The following is a 25,999-nucleotide window of genomic DNA, read 5'->3' as shown; positions in this document are numbered from 1 at the left end:
CTTTATGAATTACTGATGTTTTGAGTTGATCGACTAAGGTTTTGAATCAATTTGCAGAGGTAACTTAATAATAAATTTTGTTCCTTCTCCCACCTCACTTTTACATTCTATTTCACCCCGAAGTTTTTGAGTAACTAAATTGTAGACAATATGCAATCCCAATCCGCTACCACCCTGACCCCGTTTGGTAGTAAAGAAGGGCTCGAAAATTTTACTTAAATTTTCTGGAGGAATGCCTTGACCATCATCGGAATATTCAAAGCTAAGTCGCTCGCCCTCTTGCTGCCAATTAAAAACGAGCTGACCAGATTCGCCAGGTTCGTAAGCATGAATCAAAGAGTTCATCAGCAAATTGGTGGCAACTTGAGATAAAGCACCTGGATAAGAATCGATGGCAATTTGGGGGTCTCCATTAAGTTTGAGCGAATGTTTGCTATTTCTTAATTTGGGTTTTAATTGGATTAATATTTCATCCAGATAATCTCTTACCCGAAAAGTTCGGCGTTCTTCGCTAGAGCGATCGACTGCCACTTCTTTAAAGCTCTGAATCAATGCTGCCGCCTGATTTAGATTAGTTAGAAGTGTATTACTACTCTGGATCGCTATATCTAAAAATTCTTCTAGCTCGGAGCGCTTCATTTTGCCACTATTATAAATAGATGCAAATTCTGTGGTATGTTCTGCTAAAGCTGAAGCAACAGTGACACCAACTCCGACGGGAGTATTAATTTCATGGGCAACGCCAGCGACTAATCCTCCCAGAGATGCCATTTTTTCTGATTCCACGAGTTTACTTTGGGTTGCTTTTAAAGCATCCAGCGTGTTGGATAATTCTTGAGTGCGATCGCCTACTAATTGCTCTAAGTTTTGATTGAACTCCTGTAAGTTATTGTAGAGCTGGGCATTTTCAATGGAAATAGCTATTTGGGCTGATAACAATTTTAACAGTTCTAGTCGATCTGTAGTAAAGGCTCCTTCTGTCAAGTTATTTTCCAGGTAAAGAATGCCTGTCAGCTTACCTTGGTGTATCAGAGGGGTGCAGAGAATCGATTTCGGTTGAGTGGCGGCAATATAAGGATCTCGCGTAAATTGTCCCTCTTGAGTGGCGTTATTTAAAACTACATTTTCCTGGGTGCGGATGACGTAGTTAGCGATCGCACTTGCCAGTTTGGGTATTTCCTCAGAATCAGCTTTTGCATTCAGGGGAAGCGATCGCAACACGCTCACTTCATCTTTCTTAACAGAACCTTCAGCCTCAATCGCCCAGTTTCCTGCTTTTTCTAAAATCAAAAAGCCTTTTTCAGCGCCAGCATTTTCGATCGCAATTTTCATCAATCTTTCCAGCAACTTACTCAAAACGATTTCACCTGAAATCGCTTGAGAAGCTTTCATGACTGTGGCTAAATCTAGCGTATCTCGCAAATTAGTGCTAGTGGTAGTAGGCACAGTCGTTGTTCGGTTAACTTTTGTTTGAGTTGTTGTCTTAGCTGATGTTCTAGCTAGGAATTGGGGGTATTTCGCTTGCAAATCCTCAACTTTAGCTATAGCGCCCCAAAGTTGGTAGCTATAATGAGCATTTTGCATATAAACTTGGGCGATCGTTTCTTTCCCCCATGACAAGTAAAATTTAGCTGCCAGTTCGTAAGCAAGTGCTTCTTCATGAATGTATTTGTTTTCCTTAGCAAGGGCAATAGCTTTGTCATACATTTCCATTGCCTCTACTTTTTCACCTAAAACCCGATACCATTCTGCTTCTACTAAATAGAATTTGTGCAGATAATTCATTGGAGCATGATGCGCCCATTTATCCATTTTTTCTTGATTAGCTTGTACTCTGTCAAGAATGCCCTGTTGCTCTAACTGTGGAGTATCAGAATACACCGCCAACCACACCAAAGAATCGTAAAAATGGAAGATAGTAACAATCGGCATTCCTACCACTGCATCTAAATACTTCTCTGCTCTAGCAGTATTCTCAATAGCTTCCGCGTAATTTTCAAACCAATAACAAAGTAAAATTTTATTCAAATATATGTATGCCACTCCCACTTTATCATTTGCTTGCTGGTACAATGGCAACTTCAACTCCTCATCACACGCTTCACCCTTTAGAATGCAGGAATTTTCGCTTTCGCCGAGGAGATTTAATATAGCCTGCTCATATATTTCTATATAATTAAGCGCTGTTTCTTGCTTAATTTTATAAATAGCCTCTCTGTTGATTGCTATCTCTCTTTTAAGGACGGTCAGTTCTTTGCCGCTATAGTAAGCTGAACACGATGACTGTAATAAACTATAGCCTGCATATTCTAAATCTCCTGTCTCTATCCCGGTAGAGTAAGCTGACACCAACGGCTCTAAGGTTTCTCTCAAATGCTCTTTGCAATGTCGGATAAATAAATTTACGATGAAGGCTGTCTTGGCTTTGATTTCTTGAGCGTTTAACTTGGAGACTAGACTTAAAGCTAATTGACCGAACTGATAACCTGAATCAATATCTCCTAAAACTCCACAAAGAAGAAAACCATAATTGGCATAAGCAAAGGGAGAAACAGAAGCATTACCATATTGGACGGATAAATCTACTTGTTTGCATACCGTCAAGGGTAACAGTGCAGGAGCAGCAATATATGCAGGAGCAAATATACTTGACATAAGTCTGACGGCTGCTAATTTATAGGGATCGGTCATTCGAGGCAGGTCAACTAAATCCTCAATTCGCTTCTCCTTTAAAATTGCCGCAGTTTCCCCTAGTGCCTGCCCAATATCTGATGGGTTTGGCTGAAAGGGAAACTCTACCTCTAGTAGTTTTAAAACTTGTAGCCCTCTATTAACTGCTTCTACCAGCCTGTTCTGTCCCATGTAAGCTTGGATCTGGACTTCATACACTTTCACTTTGTCCAGCAGCGTTTTAGCGCAGTTTTGTACTATCTCAACAAATCTCTGCATTCCTTCAAAATCACCTCTTAAAAAAGCTGCTTCTGCTGCTTCTTCATGCAGCGCTAATGTCAGTTCGTAATTATGAGTCCAACTATCTTTGGCTAAAAGTTGCAACCCTACTTGCAAATATTCGGTCGCCGCAGCATAAGCCATTGCTGCTTTGGCTTTTTGGCCTGCGATTAAATTGAGTTTTGCGAGTTCGATTCGTTCGCATTCGTCGCTAACCAGTTCAATTCCTAAATTCAAATGATCGACGATCGCAAATATTTCTTCCGTTCGCATATCGGTTGATATATTTTGCCAAAGCAGGCGACCAATTTGCAAATGGACTATTTTTTTAGAAGTTTTCTCAATCAGAGTATAAGCTGCTTGTTGCACGCGATCGTGCAAAAACTTATAATTAGTAATGACTAGAGAAGACTTAAAAATTTCTTTTTCTGTTACGCCTAATTCAGAAGTGGCTAAAATTAATCCATCTTGGATGGCGGGAAATAGCTCTTGAAACGTTTCGGATGTAGATTTTTCGTTGACTATAGAGATAGTATTTAAGTCAAAACTATTACCAACACAAGCGGCCAACCGTAAAACCTGCTGAGTTAAATTTGGCATTTTTCTCAATTTACCTAACATCAACTCAACGACGTTATCGGTAATCCCTACTGCTTCAATTTCGGAAATATTCCAATCCCAGTTTCTTTTCTGTAAATTGAAATTCAGGAGGTTTTCTTCATAGAGAGTTCTGAGGAACTGATTGACAAAAAAAGGATTGCCTTGAGTTTTACCAACAACTAACTCAGCTAGTGGCATGATTGAGCCTCTATCCATACGCACAGTATCAGCAATCAATTTAGCTATATGTTCGATATCTAAGGGAGTTAAAGTGATTTGATTAATAGTCACACCTTGGTTTTGCAGCCCCTCCAAAGTCATTATTAGAGGATGTGTGGGGTTAACTTCGTTATCTCGATAAGCACCAATTAAAAATAAATATTTCGTTTCCTCATCTGCCATCATTACTTGTAGCAGCTTCAAGGTAGCAGAATCAGCCCATTGTAAATCATCTAAAAAGATCGTTAATGGATGGTCAACAGAACAAAATACCCTGATGAATTTTTGAAAGACTAAATTAAAGCGGTTTTGTGCTTCTGTAGCCCCTAATTCTTGCACGGGTTGCTGTTGGCCAACGATAAGTTCTACGTCGGGAATGACATCTATAACGATCTGACCGTTATCACCAAAAGCTGCTAAAAGTTTTTCTTTCCAGGCGGCTAGTTGCGTTTCGCTCTCAGTTAATAGTTGCTTGACTAATGACTGAAAAGCTTTAACAATAGCTGAGTAAGGGATATTGCGTTGAAATTGGTCGAATTTCCCAGCAATAAAATAACCCCTTGCCTTAGTAATTGGTTTATAAACTTCTTGCACTAAGGCGGATTTACCAATGCCAGAGTAACCCGATACTAACATGATTTCTGTCATGCCATTGCTGACACGATCGAAGGCTGACAATAAGGTTTCAACTTCTCGTTCTCTCCCATAGAGTTTTTGGGGTATTTGAAACTTATCGGTAATATCTTTTTGCGCGATCGCGAAATCAGCAATTTCTCCTTTTGTCTGTAATTGAGTCAGGCATTCCTCTAAGTCAGCAATGATTCCCCAGGCACTTTGATATCTCGCTTCAGCCGTTTTTGCTAATAGCTTCATCACGATATCCGCAATCCCTTTAGGAATTCCTGTATTAATTTCCTGTGGCGAGACGACTTGTTTAGCAATGTGACAATGGACTAATTCCATTGCATCGCTGTAATCACAGGGCAGTTGCCCCGTTAGTAGTTCGTAAAAGGTAACTCCTAATGAGTAAAAATCAGTGCGGTAGTCTATGACGCGGTTCATTCTACCGGTTTGTTCCGGCGATATATAGGTAAGAGTTCCTTCTAAAATATTGGGGTTGTTAATACTAGGATTTTCGCGCGATAATACAGAAGAGATGCCAAAATCTATGATTTGGACTAGCCCTGTGATTGAGTTAATGATAATATTGCTGGGGTTGATATCTTTATGAATAATGTTATGTTGATGAATTTGACCTAAAGCTCTGGTTATTTTTATCGCTGTTGACAAAAACTCCTCTAAGGTAAATTTGTGAGAAGCCAAGAAGAGCTTTAATGATTCTCCACCACAATCCTCAAAAATAATAACCAAACTGTTCTGATATCTTTCTAAACTGTAGGTTTTAGGTACACTTTCTAAATTGAGATTGCGCGTAATCTCGTATTCCTGCTTGTATCTAACTAATGAGGCTGGCATCGGATAATCTTGCTTGAGAAATTTGAGAATGATGGGTTGATTGTCTTGCTTTCTCACTCCCCGACAAACTAAAGAATTATTACTTTCATGAATTGGGTCGGTAATCTCGTAACCAGCTAAGTTAATCATTCTTGCAGTCTCTTTTAAGTATTAATACACAAATTTTTTATGAAGCGTTAATTTGCAATTTATATGTATTTATAATAATTAGACTACTTTAGAATTTAAGCAAAAATAAAGGTTTTAAATAAAGTTATTTATTTTTAACATTTCTTTAAAAATATAAGTAATATCATGTTAAGTAATATCATGTCCGGTTAAATACTTGTCATTGTTCGCTGTGTGAAGCAATCGCCTAGTCTCTGCGATTGCTTCGCACAGCGAACAATGACAGATCGTAAGTAATTTGCCGGACAGGATATAATGACTCATGTCGAGATTGCGATCGCTCGAAAGCTTATTCGACAAACAGGTAAGAGACACTAAATGCAATCACCGTCGATGTTCGTAAGGTGTATTTACTATGGAGCATGAGCCCGATAAACTCCAATTAAGGCTTGGCGAACTTCATAGGTCGGTTGAGGTACTGTGTTCTAAATAAGATTTAGCGCTACATAGACCTATGTGAAAAATAATCCGAGCTTAAATGCTTGCTCGGTTTGAAAAAATACTTAAGTGCGGTCGATATCTAATAGAAAGATTGCGATCGCTCCCAAAAATCTTAAATCTATTTTCTTCAATCTTCTAATAGTTATTTAGTCATCATTTCCTTGAGCGAATCCAACCCTTTCTTTACTCGCCGAGAAACTGTCACTGCACTAATACCTAAACGTTCGGCTGTCTCTTTTTGCGTCAAATCGTAGAGGAAAACAAACTCCAATATCTCGCGAGTCCGCTCTTCCAACTTAGCCAGAGCTTGCTGTAAACGAATTCGATCCTCTTGAGCCAACTGAAAACTACGATAGCGATTATCTGGTACTAATTCTCCCAGACAAGTAGCACCTTCTTCTTCATCCTGTAGAGGAGCATCCAAACTCAGAGGGGCGCGATTGCGGCAGGCTAATTTAATTTCTTGCCATTCTCCCACAGAAATGTTCAGAGCTGTTGCTACTTCAATATCAGTAGGGTGGCGATTCAGCCGCACTTGCAGATCCTTGACTATCGAGGATGATTGACGTTCTAGAGTTATCCAGTGGCGAGGTACTCGGACAGAAGGGCTTTTATCGCGCAAATAGTGCTGAATTTCACCTCGGATGTAGGGAATAGCAAAAGAACTAAAGGCATTGCCCTTTGACATATCAAACCGCTCAATAGCTCTAATTAAGCCAATAGAACCTACTTGTAGTAGATCGTCGTAGCTTTCAGTGCATTGGTGAAGCCAGTGGTGAACTTCTTTCCTCACCAGTCCGATGTTGAGTTTGACTAATTCGTTGCGTACTTCGTTTGAAGGAGCTTGTTGGTACTCCCGTAACAATTGTAAGCTTTCAGTTTTTAGGTCATTGTTAACTCTGGTAGACATGGTGAGGTTTGGGTTGGTAGAGTAGACCACTGATTGTGCTTGAGCTTTAGTATGGCAAATTTTGCTTAAACTGCTGCGATCGCGGCACCAAACAGAAGTGATCGAAGACACTTTAAAGGAAATATAGGATGCTTTGCGCTTTGGCTCTGTCAGGTTTTTTCCTGTAGTTTTTGCCCTTTCCTATATTTCCTTAAGTGCGTATCTTACTTGATTAGCGATGCGATCGCAAGACCCTATTTAAGTAGACTGAGCAAACTTTTTAACACCAGAAGTAAGCAACCGCTTTCGTAGGTTAGGGGCTAAGCCCCTTCTTCCTAAAAAAAGAGGGGCTAATTGCCCCTCCAAGTATCTCAAGCAGAGTCAGTAGAGAAAACTTAACCCCTGAAAACTAGAGGCTAAATCTTTCGCCTTAGTTTGGAGCGGGTAGCGCGATCGCCTATGACTTTAAAAACGCAGTTACTTTCTTCAACAGTGACAAGCGATCGCCCACCTCTGCCAACCCCCCGAAATTAGGACTCGGAGGGTTCAATGCGAGCATAAAATAAACCGCGAATTTTGACTTCAAGAGATGGTCTAGCTCCCAAGTCAGTATCAGAAGGTTGTTCGCTCTCAAAGATCCCGCCAATTTCACCCGTGCTACCATTCACCTTAGCGACTTGCAGAGAAATTTTACCTGCTTTAGTTTGGGTGTCAGCTAATTTCACGTTCGCGCGAGTAAGTTCGCCTTGCTCGCCTTTCCCTTGAAGAGCCACAGCATTGTCATAGCCAGTAGACACGCCACGACCTTTAGGATCTAGGAAACCAGCACTGCGGTAGGAGGGCACGTTAAAGGTTCCTTCCAAATCAGTAGAAGTATTGAGAGTAGCCGATCCTGGTTCGGACTTAGCAACTAGCTCTTTAATGGTAAACAGGAAAGGTACTTGTTCGCCGCCGGGAAGCTGAACAGTAATCGCTTGGAAATCTAAGCCGTCCTCTTCCTTGAAAGTCAGAGTACCGTCAGAACTAACCTTTAGCCTTCCTTGTACCTGATCGATGCTAGATGTAAACCGGGTCAGCAATTTACCAGGAATATATTCAGCCTCTTGTCGCTTATTAAGAGGTTCTTCCTTAACAAAAAAACTCGTTGGCTGCAAACACAAACCAGCCACCGAATAGGTGCTATCTGAAGCCAAAGGAATTGACCCACGAGCAGTTTCCGGCAAACTAGGGCAATTATTTGCCAAACCAGTGCCTCTAATTTGGTCGTAGGTTAGTGCCTCACTACTAGCAACCGTCGGCCCTTCTGAGCAAGCTGTCAGTACACTCAAGCACAGAGCTAGGAGTGCAACAATTAAAGCGCGATACCTCATTGTCAACCTCAATATCCAACATCGGAATAATAAATGTAGAAAGCCCTACTCTGGGCAAGACGCTGTGCAGGCAGGGCAGGCTACGGCAACACAACCATCCAAAATACTCCGCTGCACTCGACTCAAATTTTGAGCAAGTGCGGTGAAGTTAAGCAATAACTTAAAATTTCTGAAAAGGTTCGGTTAATAGCCCAATACAGAATTGTACATGGCTTGTGCTCACATACTGACTTATGGTGGAATTGACACTCCCCGGTCTCGCATACGCGGGGATTCCCAAGGACAACCTTTAGGGGGTGAATCCGCCCAAAGCTTGATGCTTAAAGGATCTGTCAGTGACCCACTACCCACTCGCTCAATGGTTGCTGAGCTTAGTCGAAGCATTGAGTCTATGGCTACTTTTTGTAAAGTTTTTAACAGTACGGTTGCCAACTGCCAGGTTTTTCACCAACTTGGTAGGCTAAGTTCATTATGGTAGCATCAACTGGTACAGTTGAGCATTGAGAAAAAAAAGTGGGCTAATGTAGCAACCACCAAGGGGACACCAGACAAGATATGGACAGGGACACAAATTTGGAGTCGGGAAAGTTGCAGTCTGAGTTGCAATCCCTTACTGAAGAGGTTTATGGTTTAGCGGAGAGTTGTCAAGGGAACAGTCTGCTACTTTTAGCTTTACTGCGGACTTTGGAGGGTTTGCACCGGGAAATTCGGGAGGGCCTGTTTCAATCGTCTTTGCCAGATAACCGCCAAGCACTTTATCAGTTACTAAGGAATATTGAAGCGGAAGGTGGTTGGCCTTATATTCACCGCATGAAGTTGCGATCGTTTTTAAGTGGCTGCGATCGCCTCTCGCTTGTAGAAGATGAACACGAGGAGTCTGAGTGTTATCCCACTCAGACTCCTCTGGAGTTGTAAAACTCTACGGCCACAAAGTCGGTACTGTTGGGTTGGATATCCATGGTGTCAGGTTGGGCTGCACCGGCAGGATAGTTGGTACTTGACCAGGAATCACTGGCAACAGGCTATGCTCAGACGCGGGACTGACGTTCATACCTGAGAGCGGCAATGTCGCTGGCGGATTAATCTCAGGTGGGGAAGTAAGCCTGGAAGTTGTGGGCGTAGGAGTTGGCGTGGCTGTTGGCGTAGGAGTAGCTGTTGGTGTCGGTGTTGGCGCAGGGGTAGCTGTTGGGGTTGGTGTGGGTGTCGGAGTTGGCGTTGGTGTCGGAGTCGGAGTTGGTGTCGGTGTCGGAGTTGGCGTTGGCGTTGGCGATGGTGTTCTCGTCGGTACTGATACCAACGTTTCATCAACATCTATAAAATCATCTACAGTGATCAGCGCCGAAGGATTGTCTACAAAGATTGCCAAAATCTTGCCGCCGATGGAAACAATAGTATCTCTGCGATTTAAACCATTGCCTTGCTGGACTTGGAGATCGTTAAAAGATAAATTGCTGGGCAACCCAACAAAATCTGCGGCATCATCGTAGTCAGTAATTATAGCCAAACTACCAGCACCAGAGCCTAATACAAATAAATCGCTACCACTACCGCCAGTCAAGGTATCCGTGCCCTCGCCTCCAATCAGGATGTCATTATTTTCTGCTCCTAATAAATTGTCATTGCCAAAGCCGCCAATGATGGTATCATCGCCGAGTCCTCCGGCTATGGAATCGTCGCCAAAGCCGCCATCAAGAGCATCATTAGCCTTGCCACCGAAGATAAAATCGTTATCGTCATTTCCAAATAGGGAGTCGTCACCTTCACCTCCTAAAATGGTGTCTGAGGCAGCACCGCCAGAGGCTGTATCGTTACCTTTGCCAGCGTAGATTTGGTCGTTGCCAAAATCTCCATTGAGTACATCGTTGCCAGCTTCGCCAAACAGGGTGTCCTCACCGTCGCCTCCAGTGAGGAAGTCTTGACCATCGCCACCTAAAAGTTGGTCGCTACCGCGATCGCCACTGAGAGAATCATTACCCGTATCTCCATACAAGTAATCATCGTCAGCATTCCCAAACACGCTATCGTCATCTTCACCACCTCGGATGGTGTCGTTGCCAGTGCCGCCCGTGACGATATCAAAGCCCAGGTTGCCGTTGACAAAATCATCTCCAGCGTCTCCAAACAAGGTATCGTTGTTATCTTCGCCCAGGATGGTATCGTTACCTAGACCGCCCTGAATGGAGTCATCGCCGATACCCCCGAAAGCTAAATCGCGACCGCTGTTACCTATTAAAGTATCATTGCCTTCTGCGCCTAGAATTGAATCAGCTCCATCCCCCCCCAAGAGCAAATCTAGACCTTGGCTTCCTTCTAAAGTATCGTCTCCGCCTACTCCGTAGATAGTATCGTCGCCATCTAAGCCGCGAATTCGGTCGCTAGCTGGATTTCCTACAATTTCGTCGTTTTCGTCAGTACCGAATATATTTGCCATAATTGAATACGTTTCTCCTCAAAAAAACCACAGTTTATGAATATCTCCAGTTTTAACTGAATTTGTCAATCCCGTGAGATTAAATCCTATATTTCCCAATAGGACTGAGGCACAACCATATTTCGAGCAAAATCACAAATAAATGTTAGCAATCTCTTCAGATAAATTATCTTTTTGGGTTAGGCAAGTTTTAATGGCAACCGGGATGCCTGAAAGTGAGGCAGAAATTGTAGCATCTAGTTTAGTACAAACGAGTCTCTGGGGAATAGATTCTCACGGTGTTTCGCGAGTTCCCCATTATCTCAATCGTCTCACTGGTGGCACTCTTAACCCTCACCCTCAACTACAATTTACTGAGACTGGGGCGGCGACTGGTCAATTAGACGGAAATCATGGTTTAGGGATATTTGTGTGCCATTTCGCTATGGAAAAAGCAATTGCTCTGGCTAGAAATGCAGGAGTAGGAATTGTGGGGATTAGTAATTCTTCTCACTGCGGTGCGATTGGAATTTATACCCGCCAAGCTTGTTTAGCAGGGATGATCGGGATTGCTTTTACTCATACGGATGCTTTGGTGGTTCCCCATTTAGGAAAGCAGGCTTTTTTTGGCACTAATCCGATTTCAATTGCGATTCCTTCAACGATTGTAGATCGACCGTTATGTGTGGATATGGCTACGAGTATAGTACCTTGGAATCGAATTGTAAATGCCCGTCGCGATGGAGGATCTATTCCGCGAGGATTGGCGGTGAATGAACAGGGAGAAGATACTGAAGACTTGAAGGAAATGGTGGCGCTTAAACCTATAGCTGAACATAAGGGATATGCCTTGGGGTTTATGATTGATATGCTGTGCGGCCCTTTGAATGGGATGGCTTTTGGGCCTCATGTTACTAATATGTATAAAGATTTGGATCGAAACCGCTGTTTGGGTTCTTTGACGATCGCAATTGACCCCCAAAGGTTTGCTGGAGGTGCGATGCTTTCGCAGGTTGTGACTCAGGCGATTCAGGAACTAAAATCTCAGGGTGAGGCGATTCTTTTTCCTGGGGAACCTGAGTATAAATCGGAAACAAATCGCCGCGAAGTAGGGATTCCGATTGAGGCGGCGGTAGCTTTAGAGTTCGGGGAGTGGTCAGAAAAGTTGGGTGTTACTCCTCCTGAATATGTTAGTTGTTAATTGTTAGTGGTTAGTTGTTGGTTGGCTTCGACGGTGAACCCCATGCTTAGCCGAACCGCGCTCAGGCCAACCCAAGCTCACTGTCCGCGTCAAAGGGACTCAATGGCAGTGAGAGGCTTAAAGTGAGGGTTAAAGCCGGAGAAGGCTGGACACTTAAAGAAGTAGCCGATCGCTCCTAATCTTTAATAGCGATCAAATTTAGATAATTTTGCTATATAATGTAAACTCATTTTCAAAAAGTAGTTTGATATTTTAAGAGGGAGCCTCAAAAATATGGATCTGGAAGCCCTGAGAGAACGTGCGGGGCTAACCCGTGCAGAAGTTGCAGTCAGACTTGGAATCAGTGAAACCAGCGTTCGCAACTGGGAAACGGGGCGCACAGAACCCACTATGACCCCCAACAAATACCTAGAAGCCTTACAGTTGTTTCAATGTACCCCAGAAGAGATGGCAACAGCAAGTCAAAAATCAATGAATCAGCGGCACAAGCGCAAACCGGGAAGACCCAAGCGGTTAATCGACAACGGAATTGCACAGATTGCCGATTCTAGAGCAGGCGGGTGAGAAAGCAAACAAAGGGGCGATCGCGATCGCCCCAAGCTAGGGGCTAGGGAAGATGAAACAGGAAAGAGGATAAAATGTTACTCCGTAAGGGATTATGGACTAAAGGTAACAGTTGGACTTGCCGTAATCGCCCTGGCGGTTGCTGTAAAATTCCAGATAAGACAAAATTTATGACGTTTATAGATATAGCTGTGGATTTACCAGTCTCAGTTACAATCTTTAACGTTAAGCCTTGATTGAAGTGCAGGAGTGAAGCTGGCTTGGATAACGCTAGTCTAAAGAGAAAACCTCCAAAAGCCTCAGAGCTTGCCGCCGACGACATTCCAGAGGCAGTGCGCGACACCCCCGACGTACAACCTCAAACTCGTCAGCAAGAAAAAAAATGGCTAATCTGGAGATTGGCTGGATTAGGTGCGATCGCATTAGCAGCTAGCCTGTGGCTACAAATGCGATATAACTTAATCCCCTTCACTTCTCCCTCCGCCCAAAGCGAACAAAACACAGCCGCATTAGCAAACTCGCCCTCAACAGCCTCAACCAGCCCCGCCTCACCCTCCCCATCTCCTCAAACTTCACCCTCTGCCTCAGAAACGCCTGTTGCTTCGAATAGCCCAGATAACCTGCTAGGACATCTCCCCTACGAAGAAGCACCTCTCTCCGAAATCCAAGCCATCACCCCCGACGGTAGCCTCAAATTGCGAAAAGCAGCAGCAGCCAAGTATCAAGAAATGGCAAACGCCGCCGCCGCAGAAGGAATCTACTTTGTCCCTATTTCCGGCTTTCGTTCTGTAGATGACCAACAGCACGTATTTTTCGACATCAAAGCAGAACGAGGACAAGCACCCAGCAAACGAGCAGAAGTTAGCGCTCCTCCCGGCTACAGCGAACACCACACCGGCTATGCGATCGATATCGGTGATGGCAGCGCTCCCGAAACCAACCTCAGCCAAAGCTTTGAAAATACAATTGCCTTCAAATGGCTGCAAGCTAACGCCGCATACTTCAGCTTCGAGATGTCCTTCCCTAAAAACAATTCCCAAGGCGTGAGTTACGAACCCTGGCACTGGAGATATGTAGGCGATCGCCACAGCTTAGAAACTTTCTATAAAGCCCATTCCCTTAAGGGGAGATAGGGAGCGGGGGAGCAACTTAATCAATTAAAAATTAAAAATGCAAAATTAAAAATTGTGAGATTTAATTTTTAATTTTTAATTTTTAATTTTTAATTTTTAATTTTTAGAGGGGAGGATTACTTACTCTTATCGCTTCAAAACTGGGTTGGTGTCGCCTACTCGCAGGATTTAGGGTTTGCGAGTGCAACGCAGCAATCTCAAAACTTCTATTCCTTCATATCCTATAATTGCTGAGTAACCCAAATATTCCTCATTTGTGATAGCAATCTATCCCGGCAGCTTCGACCCGATCACCTTCGGTCATCTCGACATCATCGAAAGAGGCTGTAAACTCTTCGAGCAAGTAATAGTGGCCGTTTTACGAAATCCTAATAAAAGCCCCTTATTTACCGTCGAAGAAAGGATAGATCAGATTCGCCACTCCACCCAACACCTACCCAACGTAGAAATAGCCAGTTTCGAGGGTTTAACAGTAAACTACGCCAGAATACGGCAAGCCAAAGTATTGCTGCGGGGATTGCGCGTATTAACAGACTTTGAAATGGAACTCCAAATGGCCCATACTAATAAAACCCTCTTGGGCGAAATAGAGACAGTGTTTCTGGCGACTTCCAACGAGTACAGCTTTTTAAGTAGTAGCGTAGTCAAAGAGATAGCCAGATTTGGGGGCTCAGTCGATCATCTTGTACCGAAGCACGTCGCTGTCGATATTTATAAATGTTACAAAAACTTACCATAAAAATGAGCTATTTTTAATACATTAGGTTTGTTGCAAAAATTGACCGTTGGCTGTTAACTGTTGTGAACAGCCCTTAACCCTCGTCAACAGGCAGTACATAGGATATTTGCAAATGTTACGCCAGCAGGACTCAACCCGCATCGAACCCGATAATAACGGACACAGCACCGAGACTGAATCGCCTCAAACTGTAGGCTCCTACGGAGAAGCCACGCGAACAGCAGGGGTAGATATTCAGCGGGAACTCAACCGCCTTGAGGAAATCGTTCTCGACAGTCCTCGGATTCCCCTGACTCGACGCACACTCGTCGATGAAGAACAATTGCTCGACCAACTCGATCTAGTGCGGCTGAATTTGCCGATCGCCTTTCAAGAAGCCGAGCTCATCATCCGCCACAAAGACGAACTGGTTCAAGAAGCCGAACTCTACGCTCAAGAAATCATCGGAGCAGCCGAACAGCGGGCCTCTGAGCTTTTGAACGAAATGGGCCTAATCCAGCAGGCGAAAGTAGAAGCAGATCAATTACGGCAACAAGTTCAGTTGGATTGCGAGGCAATCCAGCAAGCTACGATCGCAGAAATTGAACAGATTCGCTATCAGGCTCAACAAGAATTAGAGGAAATGAGAGCCAGAGCGATCGCTGAATGCGAAGAAATTCAAAACGGAGCTGATGACTACGCTGACCACGCACTTGATAATATCGAGCAGCAGCTAACTGAAATGCTGCGAGTGATCCGCAATGGTCGGCAGCAGTTAGACAGCAATATCCCACCTCAAAAACATTAAACTAATTAGTTAGTTGTTAGTTGTTAGTTGTTAGTTGTTAGTTGTTAAGTGAATCCACTTAATTAACCGTCAGATACGGATGGCTAAAAAGCTTGTTGTATAAGCATTCTTCCTTCTTCCTTCTTCCTTCTTCCTTCTTCCTTCTTCCTTCTACTTAGTGTTTACCAGATTTTGTAGAGAAAATGGGTGAACAATTATGCTATTAGAGTTAAGACAATTGAGGATTCAACCTGGTCAGCAATTACTGGTTGAGGGTGTGAGCTGGCAACAATTTGAAAATATTTTGGCGGAATTGGGAGAACGACGTGCTTCTCGACTTTCCTATAGTAACGGACGGTTAGAAATTATGGTTCCTCTGGCCGAACATGAAAAAGCCAAAGAAATTATTGGGGACATGGTAAAAATTTTGTTGGAAGCACGACAAATAGCATTTGAGTCGTTGGGTTCGACAACGTTAAAAAATGAACGTATGAGTCAGGCTGTCGAACCGGATAGCTGTTTTTACATTCAAAATCAAGCAGCAGTTATCGGTAAAAACCGCCTCGATCTGAGTGTCGATCCTCCCCCCGACTTAGCAATAGAAATTGACCTCACATCTCGCACGCAGTTGGATAATTATCAAGTTCTAGGAGTACCGGAACTTTGGCGATACGGACGACGAGGGCTACAAATCAATCTCTTGCAAGTCGAACAATATATTGAATCGGAGGTGAGTCCCACTTTCCCCAATATCCCAATTGTCGAACTGGTTAATCAGTACGCTCAGCAGAGTCAAGTTGCTGGCAGAACCCACGCTATTCAAGCTTTCAAAAATTGGGTACGGGAAAATCTTTAGTATCAAAAAGTAGCAATTAGCAATTAGCAATTAGCAATTACCCACTGTGCAACTTACACAGGTGTCCTAGCTTTCTAAAAAAACTTACTTGTAAATGACACATTTTAGAAAGCAATCGCGGTCAATAAGGTTTTTACCAAATGATTTCAGATAAATTTCGCCGCCAGTTGCGCTCCGAAGCCAAACTCTGGCAGGCAGAAGGACTTATTAACGCTCCATTATACGAACAACTCTCCGATCGCTATCAATTCGATAGCCTAGAAACAGCATCCCGCAATCGTTTCCTCGCTATTTTAATTGGCTTGGGCGGCATTCTCTTAGGCTTAGGTGTAATTACCTTTGTCGCAGCCAATTGGCAAGAGTGGCCTCGCGAGTTCAGAGTTGTTTTACTGCTGAGCGTGTTCGTGGGAGTCAATGCAGGTGGCTTTTATCTATGGCGAACTCCCCTATCTAACAGCCGACAACAGATGGGATGGCAAAAGCGACTTGGTGAAGGATTATTGCTGTTAGGAGCTTTAAGCTTAGGTGCAAATATGGCACTGATGGCGCAAATGTTCCACATTGGCGGCTCTCCTTATGGTCTTTACCTCGTTTGGGGGTTAGGCGTATTGGCAATGGCTTATAGCCTGCGTTTGACTTCCTTGGGAGTTGTAGCCATTTTGTTGATGGGATTGGGTTATTGGCTGGGGGTATTTGATTGGTGGTCGTCAAAAGACGAGTTTTCTTGGCTTGATATATTGGTGCAACATTTCCCTGTAGTAGCCAGTTTAATGTTGGTGCCACTAGCTTACTGGTGTCGTTCCCGTGCGATTTTTACCCTGGCTGCGATCGCCATAGTTTTTTCTCTAGAAGTTTCTATTTTCCAGGAATTGAAAGGAGGTTGGGGTTTCGCGATCGCTTGCGTTTTGCCTCCGGCTCTACTGTGGGGGTACGATGACTTGATTTTTCCTCAAGCACACAGCAGAGTATTTCAACCTATTGCTCGTACTCTAGCACTCCTATTTCTTGCCAGTCTATTTTACCTCACCTCTTTTTATGGGCTGTGGAATAGTTTTCCGAGCTCAATAAACGATCGAACTGTAATAGACTGGATTCCTTTGCTGGATGTAGCGCTTCTCGCCGGCTTGACTGTGTTTGAATGGCTGCGTTTGGGTCGTCAAGAGAGAAAACGTCGCAAACGTCAGGGAGTCGATTTGACAACGAATGCGATCGCTGGATTCCTAGCTGTCACTGCCTTAACTCATCTTTGGAATCTGACTTTTACTCCTATTCCCATCCTCGCCACATTTATTTTTAATGTGTTATTATTCCTCTTGGCTGTGGGTCTAATTAGAGAAGGTTTGGCACTAGGAAATAGAGCTACATTTTGGGGCGGGATGGTATTGATAACCCTACAAATTATCAGCAGATTGTTTGAATACAACACTGAATTACTGCTTAAATCTTTTGTGTTCGCTTTGTGCGGAATTGGTGTAATTGCTGCGGGAATTTGGTATGAGAGACACTTTGCCAGACTGAAAAAGCAAGAAGAAATGAGAATGTAATCTTGAAGGGGGAAATTTACGTAACGCCGCCCTCTGGGCGTTATTTCACCGCCCAGAGGGCGGCGTTACGAAAGATTTATCTTAATCGTTCTAGAGGTTTAGCCTAATACGCTTAGCTTACAAACCATAAACTATTAAAGGTACATTACCATGAAATCATCTAATGAGAAATCTGTGGTAGATTCTGAAAATCAAGAGATTTCAGAGACTAATCCTGAGCTGACAAACGAGAATTTAGTTGAGCCTTCAGCCTTCAAATTGTCTGCTTCTGAACAGAGATTACCGGCTTGGAGAGTCTGGGCTCCCTTGCTGTTACAAATAGCACTAATTGTCTCAGTCCCAGCTCAGGCAGTTTATACTCATATTACAGGAAAGACCGTTATCCTTCAAACAGCACCCGTAGATCCATACGACTTTTTGCGGGGATATTCCCAAACTCTGGGCTATGACATTTCTAATCCAAATAATCTTAATGCTCTCCCTGGCTGGAAAGATTTACCAAATGACTCGCTCACTTGTCAATCTAACAACACTAATTGCTCAAAATCACCGAAATATTTAAAGCCAGGAACCAGTATTTACGTAATTCTGGAAGCACCTAAAACGGTGACAAATTCTGGTCGTCCTAAGCCTTGGAAACCAGTGCGGGTTAGCTTCAATAAGTCCACTAACTTGCCAGCAAATCAGGTGGCGATTAAGGGAAACTATAATGGATGGCGCATTGAATATGGACTAGAAACTTATTATATGCCCGAAAATCGTCGCGAAGAAGTCAATGCTGATATCACTCAAACTCAATCTCGGCAACCACAGTCTTTTGTAGTCGAAACGAAGATTGATACTGAGGGTAATGCAGTACCGATCAGCCTATGGGTGCGCGATCGCAATTATCGATTTTAAGGCATTCCCTTGTCTTTTTGCTGGCGATCTGCGAATGCTTGAGACAGCAGCGGCGATCGCCATATATGCGATCGCTTAATTATCTTCTCGTACTTAGCAACGGACGATAACCAGAATCAAGATCCTACAACTAGAGAATTAGGACGGTGTACTTCGATACAGAAGGACGATTTTCCTACTGTTTCCGGGGATTGTGAGTGTGACACTCTGACAAGTTACACTAGCGATCTTGTGTAATTGAGCGACTGCATCTAAGCTGTAGTAACCTCCGCATATCAATTTTAATTGGGTAGTTAACTATGAAATTTCCAAAGTTTGCGTCGGTATGTTGCACATTACTTTTAGGAGCAACTGCAACGCTGTTCGCGAGCAACAGTGCGATCGCGGCAGAAAAAATCGTACTTAAGTACGGCCCTATTGCCCAGTCAGTCAACATCAGCGATCTAGAAAATTTTGTCAAAACGGGCGCAAAAACTCCCACCTTGGCTACCATATTGCGAATCTCCAAACAAGATGCTGATACAGTGCGGGGATTGATGTCTCTCGAAATTGGAGTCAACATCGTCACTTTAGACCGCGTACTCAACAGCAAAGTTGGGGAAAATGCACTGATCGAAATTGGCAAGAGTCTTCGGACTCGTTCCCGTTACGAAAGTCATAAAGCCTTAAGAGGTGCTGTGATTCTTTCGGCGGCGGACAATAACAAGTTATCTTTACTTGAAGTCCTGCAAAAATATCCCACCTCTGAGATCGATGTGGAAGTTGGAAATATTGGCAATACTGTTGAAAAACTCAAGGGTTTATCAGGAAATCTGCAAAACTTGCTCAACTCTAAGTAATTTGCCATTAGTCAGAGAGGGAACCCTGAGCATCTGGCTTGACATTTTGCCCAGAAACTTCTACTGACTCAATGTACTGGCTGTCCATCAAAAATGTTCCCTTAGAAAAGCGGACTCCCCAATAATTCCCTGGACGGCGATCTGCGATCGTTCCCTCTTCACCAAGGCTAATTACGTGGGGAGGTCGCAGCATCGGCATAGGTTCAGCAGTTTTGACGTAGGGAGGTAAGACTGCAACTCTAACTTTCTCGCCAATAGTAAATTGTTTTTCCATTATTCTATTTGTTTGTTTTCTATCTCTACTATCGATTTAAGATAAGCTGGCAAAGCCAGTTTTTTTATTGATTAGGACTTACGCTCATGGCTCCAGAAACCGGGTTTTTGAGAGAATCTGTGGGTAATGCAGGAGGCAGGAGGTAGGACGAAGTATTTTCGTCAAAAAACCTGGTTTCTTTGGTTGGGTGCCAAAGTCCTGATTGATTTTATTTTATAGCAACGGTTAAGACTATTAGGACATTCTGAGTTGCTCAAACCATAACTTTTCTGATATCTTCGACCTCTTCCCTTCTTTCCCTAGTCCCTAGTCCCTAGCCCCTAGCCCCTTCTCTTCCCTAGCCCCTAGTCCCTATCTTCCCTTTATGTAACACTGAAAGTATAGATAAAAACACGGGCAATAAGACTGTAGGGGGTAAAGATCGTGGCTACAAGCCGTCGTGTTGAGCGCGTGAGTTCGCTGATTAAACGTGAAGTCAGCTTGCTGTTGCTTAACGGTATCAAAGATGACCGCGTAGGTGCAGGGATTGTCAGTGTTACTGACGTGGATGTTTCTGGCGACCTTCAGCACGCCAAAATCTTTGTCAGTATCTACGGTACTGATGAAGCCAAAGCAGAGACGATGGCCGGCTTGAAATCGGCTACTGGCTATGTGCGTAGCGAGTTGGGTCATCGGGTGGGTCTGCGGCGCACGCCAGAGGTGGTGTTTTTAGAAGACCATTCTCTAGAACGGGGCGATAAGATGCTGTTGTTGCTCAATAAGCTCTCGCAAGAGCGGAAACCTGACATTCTCGATGAGGAAGAGTCTGCGCCGGATGATGACATTGACGCAGAGGAAATCGATTAGTTTTTTGTCTGCGGGCAAGCGTGATAATTGGTAAAGGCTAATGGTTAGTGGGTTATTGCCTAAATAGCCATTAGCTATTCCTATTTTTTTGCTGTCCATGATTGAAAATCTATCTTTAGCAGAACTCGTAGCTCAAATGGTGGTGGTACGAGCCTCTGGCTACCTTTTTGACCACCAAATTCGATATCCTGAGTGGGAGCCGCCTGCTAGTAAGCTTCGCTATTGGCTGGAAAAGCTTGGTGTTGGTGGGGTGATTTTGGTGGGGGGAAGTGCGGCGGAGTTGGCTGTGCGATCGCAATTACTCCAATCTTGGGCAAAAATCCCTCTGCTGTTGGCGGCTGATATTGAAGAAGGTGTGGGCCAAAGGTTTGCAGGTGCTACTTGGTTCCCGCCGCCGATGGCGATTGGTGCTGTTGCTCAGAAAGATGGCAATCAGGCTGAGCGCTATGCTGAAGAAATGGGAGCGATTACGGCAACTGAAGCGATCGCGATCGGTTTGAATTGGGTTCTAGCGCCGGTGGTGGATGTCAACAATAATCCTGATAATCCAGTGATTAATGTTCGCGCTTTTGCTGAAACTCCTGATTTGGTAAGCCGTCTGGCAACTGCTTTTATTCATGGGGCCCAGAAATATCCAGTTTTAACTACAGCTAAGCATTTTCCTGGTCACGGCGATACGGCGGTTGATTCTCATTTAGAATTGCCGACGCTACCTCATTCTGCTACGAGATTGGCTGAGGTTGAATTGCCTCCTTTTATTGAGGCTATTGCTGCTGGGGTGGATGCGGTGATGAGTGCTCACCTAATTATTTCGGTTTGGGATGCAGAATGGCCTGCAACTCTATCGCCCAAAATTTTGACGGGTAAGTTGCGCCAAGAGTTAGGCTTTGAGGGGTTGATTGTGACGGATGCTTTGGTGATGGGTGCGATCGCGAATCAGTACGGTTCTGAGGAAGCGGCGATTTTAGCAGTCGCAGCGGGTGCTGATATTTTGTTGATGCCGCAAGACCCGGAGGCTACTATTAAAGCAGTGTGTGATGCTGTCGCTCAGGGCCGGATTGAGCGATCGCGCATTGAAGATTCTGTGCAACGGATTTGGCAAGCGAAGGCTAAAGTCGGCTTGTCTATCAAAGATACCGGAGATCGAGTAGCTAAATTCTCCCCATCTGCTCCATCTTCCCCATCTTCCCCATCTTCCCCATCTCCCCTCTCTCTTCTTCCTTCTTCCTTAACCGTAGCAGCGAATATTTTGCGAGATTCTCTAAAAGTTGGTGGTTCTGTGCCTTTGCGGGTAGAAGCGCCCAAAACTGGGGAGAATTTACGTAATTTAGTGATTGTGGATGATGTTTTGGGTTGTGAGTTTTTGGGACATCATACTCCTGCGATCGCAGTCCCCAAACAGCGAGGTTACAAACTGCAAATAATTGACGATCGCACCGAAAGACGCAAGGAAGAGCCATTCATAATTTCTAAGAATACTCCGCGTCCCTCTCCAGAAGCAGAATTTTTGCCTACATTGCTACAAGTCTTCATTCGCGGTAACTGTTTTCGAGGCAGTGCAGGTTTAACCCAAGCAGCAGGAGACTTGTTTAAAAGTTTGTTAAAAACAGGCGAACTCCAAGCAGTCGTCATTTACGGTAGCCCCTATATCCTTGAGCAATTTTTGCCAGCGTTACCGCCTTCAATCCCTTACGTTTTTTCTTACGGGCAAATGCCAGTAGCCCAAGAGATCGCTCTTCAAGCACTGTTTGGTAGCTAGGGGAAAGAGGGGAGTTTTGAGGTTTTAGTTGTTGAGGGGGGTAGGCACGGGGCACTACCCCTACAAAATCGCGGTTTTTCCGAGAATGAAACCGCCGGGCCACCTCCCCTCCGATTAATTAAAAATTAAAAATTAAAAATTAAATATCACAATTTTTAATTATGAAATATTAAGCAAACACAATAGTGACCGCTCATAGTTTTATGAGATTTCTGCAACAAGAATAAGTAATTTGTATCAGACGATACGGACAAAATTTGTGTTCACTCCACTCGATATGCACTATAGTATTACAAGTGCGGTAAATTTCTTAGGCAACCCCACGAGGGCTTATGATTCACACTACAATCCAATACTCCTTAGATGTCATCCAAGATGAAGCACGTCAACTGGTGCACGAGGGTGTCGTCAGCCGTCAACAGCCCATTTATACACTCTGCCAATACATTCCAGCTCGTGAATGGTCTTGCGTAGAGGGCGAATTAGAAAAATGCGACTTTTTACTCAGAGACCGAATTGGCGACCTGATCGGTGCTGAAAACTGGGATAACGACTAAAGCTCTACTCCACTCTGAATAGTCTTCAGAGACTATCAGCGGAGTGTGGCAGACGCTAACATTGACTTGCAGCGTTCAGTCAGCTAAGTCGAAACAAGACACGAAGCTGCCTGATGCCAAAACACGCCCTGCTAATCTTGATTAGCGCAGCAGTTAGCTAATTGTGGAGCAAAACTAGAAAAATTTAAGGTTGGCTCAACCTGAAGTTGCCCCGATTAACTAGAATCTGCTGCCTGCCTATTAAAGCAGGAAGCAAATACTTGGTTGATTGCAGTCAAATAAGGATAAGTTCTATTGAGCAACCCTAAGACTGTTAAACAATCAAGGGTAAATACTATTTAGCCCTGAGATTGGTTATCGGCGCGAAGATTTTCCAACTCAGCTCTGAGGGCGGCTACTTGTGCAGTTAATTCTTGAATTTCTGGCCGTGGATCGGAGTCGGGTGCAGGTTCAGTAGGAGTGCTGACGGGAGAATCAGAAGTGGCTCCAGTCTGAGCGCTATCCTGGGTGTTTTGTTGAGCCAAAATAGTATCAACAAAATTGCGGGCTTCCCTTTCCGTCATTTCTCCTTGTTGGGCCCACTCCTCGGTGAGTTGGCTGAAATTTTCTGATTTCAGTTTGCTGAGGTTCTCATCTCGTTTTTGGGAGTCTTGCAAAGTTTCAATCACAAAGGAAGTTGCGCCCAATGTCACGCGGAATCCTTTTTGCAGCATTTGAGTTAGATTATCAGAATTCATTATTAATATTAATTTTCGCTGGAGAACAGATCCGGTTTGGATGGGGAGGAAAGCATGGCAGGGAAAAGCCACTTTTTACCTGACAACTGAATATATCAGAACAGGGTGCTGTCTGGCGATCGCGTCATATCATGTCCGGTTAAATACTTGTCATTGCGAGCAAAGCGAAGCAATCGCTTAGTCTCTGCGATTGCTTCGCTTCGCTCGCAATGACAGATCGTAAGTTAATTTGGCGGACATGATATCAGGCGTTCCGTAGCAGCACCCCCATAATAGCCAATGTAGATTTTACCAAAACAGGTATTGTTCTGTTTCGTTTCCCGTTTAAGATTGCCGTTCTCATTTAAAAATTGCTCAAACGGGTGTAAATCTGAGTGAGGACGATCGCTAGTTCTATTTAGGTAAGCGATCGCTTTGATTATCGCGTTGATTGTCGCGATCGCCCATTTAGATTATTGTTGAGATTACACAATTAGACTACTGGGGATTCATTTAAGAGATGACAAACGACCCAGCACAAATTCAAGCCATATTTAACCGCATTGCCCCAGTTTACGACCAGTTAAACGATTGGCTCAGCTTAGGGCAGCACCGCATCTGGAAGCAAATGACCGTAAACTGGAGCGATGCTCACCCTGGCGATACTTGCCTAGACTTGTGCTGCGGTAGCGGTGACTTAGCTCTACTTTTAGCAAAGCAGGTCGGTGCTGCGGGCCATGTCTTTGCTCTTGATTTTTCGGCCGAACTATTGGCTCAAGCCAGCCGCCGAGCTCCACCCATCCTTTCCCCTTCCAGCCCCATCACTTGGGTAGAAGGAAACGCCTTAAATTTACCTTTTGCCGACAACCACTTCGACTGCGCCACAATGGGTTATGGCCTCCGCAACGTCACAGATATCCCCCGGAGTTTGCAAGAATTGTACCGCGTCCTTAAACCAGGTGCCAAAGCCGCGATCCTCGACCTCCACCGTCCTAGCAGTCCCCTCATGCGGAGCTTTCAACAGTGGTATTTAGAAACCCTTGTAGTACCAGCGGCGAACCAATTCGGCATGACCCAAGAGTATGCTTACATCAATTCCAGCTTAGAAAAATTCCCGACAGGATCGGAGCAAATAGCTTTATCTCGCCAAACCGGATTTGCTAGCGCCACACACTACCCCATTGCCGGGGCTATGATGGGAGTATTGGTAATTACAAAGTAATTGTAGAGTAGGCATTGCCCACCTTACATTAAATTATTAATAGCAGTTTGCAATTGGGTAGATACTGCTTTTAATAATTAATTACCACTTTGTTAACTGTTAGCAATTAGCAATTAGCAATTAACAATTAGCACTTAAACTGTTCTCATGCAAGTTAAAACTGCTTAATCTGCGTTTGTTATTTTAAATTTTAATGGTGATGAACTTGTCTGACCTTTGGCTTCTTATCGCTCCTCCTGTCGTGGGCGGAATTATCGGTTATTTCACTAATGATATAGCCATCAAAATGTTATTTCGCCCCTATCGCCCTATCTACATTAACGGTCGGCAGATGCCCTTTACTCCGGGCTTGATTCCCCGTAACCAAGAGCGTTTAGCTAAGCGAATTGCTGACACGATCATGGGTTCACTGCTAACACCAACAGAATTGGAAAACTTGGCACGTCGCCTGCTACAAACTGAGCGAATGCAAGTAGGAATTCTCTGGTTACTGCAACTGGCAATGGATCAAGTAAAAGCAGATACAGAGCTGAAAACTGCTAAAATTCTGGCAAATATTCTCCGAGATTTACTAGGAGAATCTCTACCAAAAATCCTGAATATTTTATCACAACGCGAAGATTTTTTAGAAGTCCAACTCAATCAAATTTTTGACCAAGTTTTACTAGAATTACAGTTAACTGAAGCTCAATCTGCTCAATTGGCAGACTGGTTATTGCAGGCAGTATTACCCCCAGATGTGCTGCGGCAAGTATTGATTGATTTCCTCACTGACCGCAACATTTCAATTATTGATGAAGGCTTTCGAGAAAAGACTAGCGGCACTTATTGGGTAGTAGCTAATTTATTTGGTTTGCGTAATACTTTAACTCGGCTACGGACTTTTTGTTTAGATGAAAAAGAACTAACAAATCAAAGATTGGCTGAATTAATTGTTTCTCTCGGATTGCGAGGCAGAATTCAGGAATGGCTGCAAAATCTGTCAATGCAAAATTTACCAGTGGCGACAGTACGGCAGTTACGAAAAACGATGCGAGATAGCGTTCGCAGTTACCTACAAGAAAAGGGAGTTGATTTAATTCAAGGATTGAGCAAATCTATAGACTGGGAAAATATGTCAGCCTTAATTCTCGACAGATTACAAAATTCATCAGTGATGAATGCTTCTCTAGAAATAGTCAGCAAAGAATTGGCTTTAGTTTTAGAGCGCTATCTAGAGCGAGATTTAGAGAAAATTGTAGCTCAAGCCATCCCAATTTTGAATATCGATCAAGTAATTATTGATAGGGTTAAGAATACCTCTCCCGAAGAACTTGAGCTGGCAATTCAAGGAATAGTTAAAAGTGAGTTACAAGGAATTGTGAATTTAGGAGGAATTTTGGGTGTACTAATTGGTTTTTTACAGACGTTTGCGCTGTTAATTCAACGGTAAATTATGGCAAATATAGCAACCGCTTTCAGCGGTTAGGGGCTAGGGACTAGGGGCTAGGGGCTAGGGAAAGAAGGGAAAGAAGGGAAAGAAGGGAAAGAAGGGAAAGAAGGGAAAGAAGGGAAAGAAGGG

Annotated in this window: 22 protein-coding genes; 16 read left to right on the top strand and 6 right to left on the bottom strand. The window is 43.8% G+C overall.

Features of this window, described 5'->3' with window-relative positions:
• Window positions 1–33: 33 nt before the first annotated feature.
• From PN499_RS19815 to psbO, 3 genes are all read right to left on the bottom strand, one after another.
• Window positions 34–5,373, bottom strand: coding sequence for a trifunctional serine/threonine-protein kinase/ATP-binding protein/sensor histidine kinase (locus tag PN499_RS19815; protein ID WP_272033871.1), 5,340 nt, complete (start codon window positions 5,371–5,373; stop codon window positions 34–36).
• Window positions 5,374–5,995: 622 nt separating this feature from the next.
• Window positions 5,996–6,763, bottom strand: a complete 768-nt coding sequence (locus PN499_RS19810) for an RNA polymerase sigma factor SigF (protein WP_272033903.1) — start codon at window positions 6,761–6,763, stop codon at window positions 5,996–5,998.
• A gap of 509 nt (window positions 6,764–7,272) precedes the next feature.
• Entirely contained in the window at window positions 7,273–8,112 is an 840-nt protein-coding gene (gene psbO / locus PN499_RS19805; RefSeq protein ID WP_272033869.1) for a photosystem II manganese-stabilizing polypeptide, read from the bottom strand.
• Window positions 8,113–8,667: 555 nt separating this feature from the next.
• Here psbO and PN499_RS19800 point away from each other — a divergent pair.
• A complete protein-coding gene (locus PN499_RS19800; RefSeq protein ID WP_272033868.1) occupies window positions 8,668–9,027 on the top strand; it encodes a hypothetical protein in 360 nt (119 codons plus the stop codon).
• Between the two features lie 4 nt (window positions 9,028–9,031).
• Here the strand turns inward: PN499_RS19800 and PN499_RS19795 are convergent, their stop codons facing one another.
• The gene (locus tag PN499_RS19795) at window positions 9,032–10,543 is read right to left on the bottom strand and encodes a calcium-binding protein (RefSeq protein ID WP_272033867.1); all 1,512 of its coding nucleotides are present in this window, start codon (window positions 10,541–10,543) and stop codon (window positions 9,032–9,034) included.
• A gap of 142 nt (window positions 10,544–10,685) precedes the next feature.
• On the opposite strand from PN499_RS19795, the gene PN499_RS19790 reads away from it, so the two are divergent.
• The 10 genes from PN499_RS19790 to PN499_RS19745 all read left to right on the top strand — a co-directional run bounded on the left by PN499_RS19790 (window position 10,686) and on the right by PN499_RS19745 (window position 19,064).
• On the top strand, window positions 10,686–11,723 hold the full coding sequence (locus tag PN499_RS19790; protein WP_272033865.1) for an Ldh family oxidoreductase: 1,038 nt from the start codon (window positions 10,686–10,688) through the stop codon (window positions 11,721–11,723).
• Window positions 11,724–11,996: 273 nt separating this feature from the next.
• The gene (locus PN499_RS19785) at window positions 11,997–12,287 is read left to right on the top strand and encodes a helix-turn-helix domain-containing protein (RefSeq protein ID WP_272033864.1); all 291 of its coding nucleotides are present in this window, start codon (window positions 11,997–11,999) and stop codon (window positions 12,285–12,287) included.
• 260 nt (window positions 12,288–12,547) lie between these two features.
• Complete coding sequence (locus tag PN499_RS19780; protein WP_272033863.1) at window positions 12,548–13,420, top strand: M15 family metallopeptidase; 873 nt, start codon at window positions 12,548–12,550, stop codon at window positions 13,418–13,420.
• 256 nt (window positions 13,421–13,676) lie between these two features.
• Complete coding sequence (gene coaD, locus PN499_RS19775) at window positions 13,677–14,159, top strand: pantetheine-phosphate adenylyltransferase (RefSeq protein ID WP_007357589.1); 483 nt, start codon at window positions 13,677–13,679, stop codon at window positions 14,157–14,159.
• 112 nt (window positions 14,160–14,271) lie between these two features.
• The gene (locus PN499_RS19770) at window positions 14,272–14,946 is read left to right on the top strand and encodes a DivIVA domain-containing protein (protein ID WP_272033861.1); all 675 of its coding nucleotides are present in this window, start codon (window positions 14,272–14,274) and stop codon (window positions 14,944–14,946) included.
• A gap of 196 nt (window positions 14,947–15,142) precedes the next feature.
• Window positions 15,143–15,781 (top strand): Uma2 family endonuclease, encoded by a 639-nt coding sequence (locus PN499_RS19765; RefSeq protein WP_272033859.1) that lies wholly within the window; start codon window positions 15,143–15,145, stop codon window positions 15,779–15,781.
• A 140-nt stretch (window positions 15,782–15,921) separates the two neighbouring features.
• On the top strand, window positions 15,922–17,325 hold the full coding sequence (locus tag PN499_RS19760) for a DUF2157 domain-containing protein (RefSeq protein ID WP_272033857.1): 1,404 nt from the start codon (window positions 15,922–15,924) through the stop codon (window positions 17,323–17,325).
• Between the two features lie 150 nt (window positions 17,326–17,475).
• Window positions 17,476–18,225: a GDYXXLXY domain-containing protein gene (locus PN499_RS19755; protein WP_272033855.1), complete on the top strand. Its 750-nt coding sequence runs from the start codon at window positions 17,476–17,478 to the stop codon at window positions 18,223–18,225.
• A complete protein-coding gene (locus PN499_RS19750) occupies window positions 18,176–18,304 on the top strand; it encodes a hypothetical protein (protein WP_272033853.1) in 129 nt (42 codons plus the stop codon). The genes PN499_RS19755 and PN499_RS19750 overlap by 50 nt, the downstream gene beginning before the upstream one ends.
• A gap of 220 nt (window positions 18,305–18,524) precedes the next feature.
• Window positions 18,525–19,064, top strand: a complete 540-nt coding sequence (locus tag PN499_RS19745) for an alpha/beta hydrolase (protein ID WP_272033851.1) — start codon at window positions 18,525–18,527, stop codon at window positions 19,062–19,064.
• 7 nt (window positions 19,065–19,071) lie between these two features.
• Here PN499_RS19745 and sipA read toward each other — a convergent pair whose 3' ends face one another.
• Window positions 19,072–19,338 carry a regulatory protein SipA gene (sipA, locus tag PN499_RS19740; RefSeq protein WP_272033849.1) on the bottom strand — a complete coding sequence of 89 codons (267 nt, stop codon included), beginning with the start codon at window positions 19,336–19,338 and terminating at the stop codon, window positions 19,072–19,074.
• Between the two features lie 423 nt (window positions 19,339–19,761).
• Between sipA and rbfA the strand changes: the two genes are divergently transcribed.
• From rbfA to PN499_RS19725, 3 genes are all read left to right on the top strand, one after another.
• Window positions 19,762–20,184: a 30S ribosome-binding factor RbfA gene (rbfA, locus tag PN499_RS19735; RefSeq protein ID WP_007354447.1), complete on the top strand. Its 423-nt coding sequence runs from the start codon at window positions 19,762–19,764 to the stop codon at window positions 20,182–20,184.
• A 97-nt stretch (window positions 20,185–20,281) separates the two neighbouring features.
• Window positions 20,282–21,943, top strand: a complete 1,662-nt coding sequence (locus PN499_RS19730) for a glycoside hydrolase family 3 protein (RefSeq protein ID WP_272033846.1) — start codon at window positions 20,282–20,284, stop codon at window positions 21,941–21,943.
• 332 nt (window positions 21,944–22,275) lie between these two features.
• On the top strand, window positions 22,276–22,500 hold the full coding sequence (locus tag PN499_RS19725; RefSeq protein WP_007354445.1) for a DUF4327 family protein: 225 nt from the start codon (window positions 22,276–22,278) through the stop codon (window positions 22,498–22,500).
• Between the two features lie 338 nt (window positions 22,501–22,838).
• Here PN499_RS19725 and PN499_RS19720 read toward each other — a convergent pair whose 3' ends face one another.
• A complete protein-coding gene (locus PN499_RS19720) occupies window positions 22,839–23,237 on the bottom strand; it encodes a hypothetical protein (RefSeq protein WP_272033843.1) in 399 nt (132 codons plus the stop codon).
• Window positions 23,238–23,736: 499 nt separating this feature from the next.
• On the opposite strand from PN499_RS19720, the gene ubiE reads away from it, so the two are divergent.
• Together ubiE and PN499_RS19710 are read left to right on the top strand one after the other, a co-directional pair.
• The gene (ubiE, locus tag PN499_RS19715) at window positions 23,737–24,438 is read left to right on the top strand and encodes a bifunctional demethylmenaquinone methyltransferase/2-methoxy-6-polyprenyl-1,4-benzoquinol methylase UbiE (RefSeq protein ID WP_272033841.1); all 702 of its coding nucleotides are present in this window, start codon (window positions 23,737–23,739) and stop codon (window positions 24,436–24,438) included.
• Between the two features lie 193 nt (window positions 24,439–24,631).
• Complete coding sequence (locus PN499_RS19710) at window positions 24,632–25,870, top strand: DUF445 family protein (protein WP_272033839.1); 1,239 nt, start codon at window positions 24,632–24,634, stop codon at window positions 25,868–25,870.
• The last annotated feature ends 129 nt before the right edge of the window (window positions 25,871–25,999 follow it).

This window comes from Kamptonema animale CS-326, from assembly GCF_028330895.1.
Taxonomy (GTDB): Bacteria; Cyanobacteriota; Cyanobacteriia; order Cyanobacteriales; family Microcoleaceae; genus Kamptonema; species Kamptonema formosum.
This window is presented reverse-complemented; position numbering and strand designations above follow the sequence as displayed.